Raw genomic sequence first — 5,382 nt, 5'->3', positions numbered from 1 at the left:
GGTGTGAAATCCCATTTTTCTCAAAAAATCTACCAACTTATTTTTGTCATAATCACATCCGTGTACGCATGATCGCTTCCTGGAGCTCTGATGTGATCATGTCAATTCGCTGACTGGACAGCTCTGTCGCCTTTACGTTAGACGCGTTGACCCCCTGAAGAAGCTGATTCCTGCTGAGCACAAGTTCTCCTGCAAGGTTCATCAACGTGTCAAGCAGTCCGACATTAACACGCAAAGAGCTCTGGGGTTTCCCGCCTATGCCCAAATCTTTTTCCTGGGAATTGGTCACGGTCGTTTCTTTGACTGCCGGTTTGTCCTGCGGTTTTGCAACTGCGGGTGCAGGCGATGCGACAGGCGTGGGTTTAGCCATCACTGCACTCTGGGGTGTTGCTGTTACGGGTTCGACAGGTTGGGGTAGGGGCGGCGGGATTTCACCGGCACTGCCTGCTGACTCGCTGATCATATCGTCTGTAATGATATGGATATAACGATTTGCGACACCAAAGAGTGTCTCGGCCATATCATATTCAATAATAGATGCAAACACTATCTGGAAAGGAATCTTTCCGGGCATGCCTGCGTCGCTGAGCATGCCGGCACCATCGGTATCAATTCTGGTTTCTATAACGGTACCGGTTTTAGCCAGATTGCTTAAAACCTCCATAGGTTTTTTGGATTTCTGCTGAAAATCGCTAATCAGGTCATATTCAATTAGGAATAGGTTTTTGCCTTCGGTCTTGCTGATTTCAATTGTTTTGAGCGGCACCTGCTGGAATTTTCTACCGTCCTTGAGTGCAATATCTGCAAGCGCTTCTGTCTGTTTCCCTTCCTGAATCTCTTGTTGTCCTGCTTCCTGGGCAGGTGCAGACACACTGGTTATATTTTCCAGAGCCTGGACATGGACGGAGATATCAACCTCATTGCTGGTTTGAATGTGTTTTAACAGAGTTTCAAGTTCGTCAAACCCTTTGAGCAATATGCTGATCTTTTCAGAATCAGGGATCAGCTCTCTGTTTCGGATCATTCCTAGTACATTCTCAAGATGGTGTGCAAGGTTTTTAATGGTTGTCAGCCCCATGAATCCCGCACCGCCTTTGACAGAATGGGCCGCTCTGAAAACATTGTTGACCAGATCAAGATCAATGTTTGCACCCCCTTCCTCTATCGTCAACAAATCACTTTCAATGTCTGCCAAGTGATCCAGTGATTCTTCAATATACATCTGTAGGGTTTCGTCGTCTTCAAACATATTAAAACTCCTGAAGGAATGTCATAGAAATGATTTAAAATATTTGATATGAAAATAATGTACAGACGGTATAATGTAAAGTCAAATTAAAGCGACCGCCATATTTTATACGAACGTTCAAATAAGTTTAAGTTCTTAAATTACTTTCGTGTTTTGTCGTAGGTTGAACCTGGGTGTTGTTACAAAGATTTTATATTTTACGAACAATATCGTTGTGACGGGCGTCCAGAGGTATCCCAATCAGCAGCCGTGTATTGGGTTTCGCATTATCCACGGGCTCGCCTTTTTCATTCGTTAGTGACAATACTTTGGTTTGCCGTGCAGGGCCTTGGGGACTGAGGATCTCTATTGCGTCACCAGGTATCAGCTTGTTTCTGATATCAATCAAGTATAAATCTTTTCCACGGTTTTCAATGATTTTACCTATAAAACTATGAATCTTTCCTTTATGCGCGTTTCCGGGATTCAAGCTGTTTTTTGATTCGTCATCCGGATGGCCAAAATAGAAACCGGTGCAATAGGCCCGGTGATATATCTGGTATAGTTCTGAATGCCATTCCGGACGGACGGAATAAGACCCCGGTGCTGCGATATATGAGTCAATGGCATTACGATATGTTTTGACCACGGAACTCAGATAATTTATTCCTTTCATCCTCCCCTCGATTTTAAAGGAGGAAATTCCGGCATGGATTAATTCGGGGATATGGTCTATCAGGCACATATCCTTGGAGTTAAAGATGTAGGTGCCCCGGCTGTCCTCCTGAACAGGATAATATTCATTGGGCCGAAGCTCTTCCATGACAGTGTATTTCCAGCGACAGGGATGGCTGCACAGTCCTCTGTTGCTGTCCCGGCCGCTTAGGAAACTGCTCAAGAGGCACCTGCCGGAGTAGGACATGCACATGGCGCCGTGGACAAAGGTCTCAGTCTCGATTGTTGTGCGTGATGTAATGGTTTTTATCTCTTCAATGGATAATTCCCTCGCCAGATTTATTCGTTTAACGCCTTGTTGTTCCCAGAAAAGGACCGCATTGAAATTTGTGGTATTGGCCTGCGTACTTAAATGTATGTCAATATGCGGAATAATCTGTCTTGCTTTTAGAATAATGCCTGGGTCTGAAATGATTATGGCATGGGGGGCGATTTTGCCTATCCTTTCCAGAAAGGCTTCGATATTGTCCTGCTCATGGTTACGGGAATAAATGTTGCAAGTAAGATATATTTTGACCTGGTGTTTTCCGGCAAATTTTATCGCATCTTCAAGTTCGTCGTCTGTGAAGTTGCCTGAAAAATTTCTCAGGCTGAAATCTTTTCCACCAAGATATACGGCATCGGCGCCGANNCAGGCTGAAATCCTTACCACCCAGATATACTGCATCTGCCCCGTAATGGACCGCAATTTCGAGTTTTTCAAAGTTGCCGGCCGGTGCAAGTAACTCAGGTTTTTTTAATACATCCGACATTGTATCCCAGTTGCTGCAAAAATATCCACACAGCCAAGGCCCGTTAAAATAATGGTGCCCCCGGCAGGAATCGAACCTGCGCACAAGGATTAGGAATCCTATGCTCTATCCACTGAGCTACGGGGGCACGGTGTTATTAATTCGGGCTATGAGTATCATAAATCGGCCTTTTAGACAATACTCAAGCTTCCAAATTAATGGGAGATTCGGATATATTCTAAAATTATTATGAAATCAAGTGATAAATTGATGCGAGTATGATTTTGTCTTAATTTAAGACCTCAATTTCAACATCCTTTAGAATCCATTACTCAACAAGCAGGTTCTGACCGGGATAAATTTTGCTTCTCGTACCCAAATTATTTAATGACAGCAGACGGTCAAGACTCATATTGTGTCGTTTTGCAATACAGAGAGGACTATCTCCGGATTTAACTTGATATTTTGAGAAGGTTTTACTGTTTTCTGTACCCCCGGTGACAATCCTCAGGCGTTGACCACTGCTTAATCTGCTCTCTGATAATTTGTTAAGTGCTTTAATTTGTGTTGTGGTCGTAGAAAATTTTTGGGCAATCATCCACAGGTTGTCTCCTCTTTGCACGGTATATGTGATCTGTTTTGAGTCTTTGCCCTTGTTGGTCCCTGAGGCTGTCTTCGCACTTGCCTGGTACTTTGATCCTGGAATTTTCAATACCTTTCCGGTAGCAATACGGCTTTTTTCTGAAATGTTATTGCAACTGGCAAGGGTACTTACAGAGGTTTTGTGTTTGTCGGCAATGCCTGATAAGGTGTCTCCTTTTTGTACGCGGTAGTAAGTATACTTATACTGAGGCTGAGGCTGAGGCTGAGGCTGAGGAGTCTTGTGGTAAGTCGTTTTAATCTCATCAATCTTCGTCATAAACTGGTCTGTGTGCGCTATAGGTATTTTAATCGTGTAGGTTTCTGGCGGCAGAATTTCATGACGCAATTCCGAGTTGAGAGAAACAAGTGTATCTGTGTCTACATTGATTGCTTTTGCAATTTCGCTTAAGTGTATCTGTTTTTTTATATCAAAGCTCTTATATTCAAGAGGGGTTGGGGGTGTGTCTATAACAATATTGTATTTTTTCAGGTTGTTGACAATATGAACAGTGGCCAGAAATCTTGGTACATACCTTGCCGTTTCTCGGGGTAGGCTTTGGTATAGATCCCAGAAATTATCCAGGTAGTTGAGTTTCTGTTGGCGGATTGTCTTTAAAACACGGTATTCCCCGCAATTGTACGCTGCAATGGCAGTGGTCCAGTCCCCGAACAGATTGTGCAGTTCCTTGAGATAATCAATAGCGGCCCTGGTGGCTTTTTCAGGATCCATGCGTTCATCTATATAGTGATTACGGGTTAATCCGAATTTATTGCCGGTTGACGGTATAAACTGCCACAGGCCAAGTGCTCTTGCAGGGGACAATGCTCTGCTGTTAAAGCCGCTTTCAATCAGGGGAAGCCAGGATATCTCTTCAGGCAGTCCGGCTTTTTTAAGCTCCTGGACAATAAATGGGCGGTAGCGGTAGGAACGACTAAGTGAACGGATAAAAAAACTACGTTCAGGGCCTGTTAAACATTTTATCTCGGCATTGACATGATCATTCAAAGTGATGGGAATGGCTTTATGAGGTCCGGTGACAACAATTTGTCGAGACGCATAAATTTCAAGAATACGTTTGGAGATAAGGTAACGGATGTCCTCTTTTTGCTGATCAAGTTCGGAATTGTCAGCGGTTTCAATTTCAAGGATCAGGGCATAAGCTGCATCAAGGCTTGACAATGCTTCTTCAAGGTTATCTTCTTCCCAGTAATTTTGTGCCTCACTGGCAAGTTCGAGGGCTTGGTCTATCTTGCCCTGATCAGAATCCGGGGATTGGTTCCCGTCTTCTGTTTCATTCTGAAGGGTAGCTTGTTGCTTCTGGTGATCACCCCTTTTGAAAGTCTGGTTTGTTATGGGCTTATTGGCTGACAAGTTTGTTATGGGCTTATTGGCTGACAAGTGGGACTGCTGGCAACCGGTGATAAGAAACAATAAAAAAATTAATGCGGCCAGCTTGTGAGTATTCACTTTGTCTCCTTACCGCTATATGGTTATTGGCGAGTTTAAATAAGTTTTTGAATTGCTGTTTTTTTTATTATGGGTTGAATCTGGGTGTTGATAGACCAGATTACCCATAGCTTTCACTGAAGTTGTATTGGTGTAATGAAGATCGTATGGAATGTCAATGAAAAAAACGTGGAACGATTGGTTTAGAGTGTTTCATTAATTAATTAAATTGTCATAGTGTAATAGAAACCGATGAAAATTATATTGTGTTGATCTGTGTAGTCTGATTTTGGAGCACTGTTATGTCTTTACATGCCTTGATGGAGATTCAAATTATCTGTTGTTTATCGAAGGGTTGAAAAAAAATGCGGTTTTTTTAAAAAAAATGCTTGCCATGGCAAAAATGTTCTGGTACATTTGCCCGGTCTTTTTGCTACGGAGATTGTGTAGCTTAAAGTAAGCCGATATAGCTCAGTTGGTAGAGCAACTGAGTCGTAATCAGTAGGTCTGCGGTTCGACTCCGCATATCGGCTCCAATAAAATCAAGGGTTTCAGGGTAATTCCTGAAGCCCTTTTTTGTTGTCTGACCTCTACAGAAC

The 5,382-nt window shown here is 43.0% G+C and carries 3 protein-coding genes and 2 tRNA genes; 1 reads left to right on the top strand and 4 read right to left on the bottom strand.

Translation table 11 applies throughout. The annotated features are described in order from the left end of the window. Positions 1–52: 52 nt before the first annotated feature. The 4 genes from B3D59_RS00365 to B3D59_RS00350 all read right to left on the bottom strand — a co-directional run bounded on the left by B3D59_RS00365 (position 53) and on the right by B3D59_RS00350 (position 4,804). Positions 53–1,249 (bottom strand): Hpt domain-containing protein, encoded by a 1,197-nt coding sequence (locus B3D59_RS00365; protein WP_286817102.1) that lies wholly within the window; start codon positions 1,247–1,249, stop codon positions 53–55. Between the two features lie 190 nt (positions 1,250–1,439). Beyond that, entirely contained in the window at positions 1,440–2,666 is a 1,227-nt protein-coding gene (locus B3D59_RS00360; RefSeq protein WP_286817101.1) for a peptidase U32 family protein, read from the bottom strand. Positions 2,667–2,767: 101 nt separating this feature from the next. Further along, positions 2,768–2,842, bottom strand: a tRNA-Arg gene (locus B3D59_RS00355). Between the two features lie 180 nt (positions 2,843–3,022). Then, entirely contained in the window at positions 3,023–4,804 is a 1,782-nt protein-coding gene (locus B3D59_RS00350) for a LysM peptidoglycan-binding domain-containing protein (RefSeq protein ID WP_286817100.1), read from the bottom strand. A gap of 439 nt (positions 4,805–5,243) precedes the next feature. Between B3D59_RS00350 and B3D59_RS00345 the strand changes: the two genes are divergently transcribed. Next, positions 5,244–5,319: transfer RNA gene (locus B3D59_RS00345), tRNA-Thr, on the top strand. Positions 5,320–5,382 lie beyond the last annotated feature (63 nt).

Origin of the sequence: Desulfobacter sp. UBA2225, assembly GCF_002348205.1 — a bacterium.
Classification (GTDB): domain Bacteria; phylum Desulfobacterota; class Desulfobacteria; order Desulfobacterales; family Desulfobacteraceae; genus Desulfobacter; species Desulfobacter postgatei.
The sequence above is the reverse complement of the archived record's forward strand: the minus strand, read 5'-3'. Positions and strand labels throughout refer to the sequence as shown.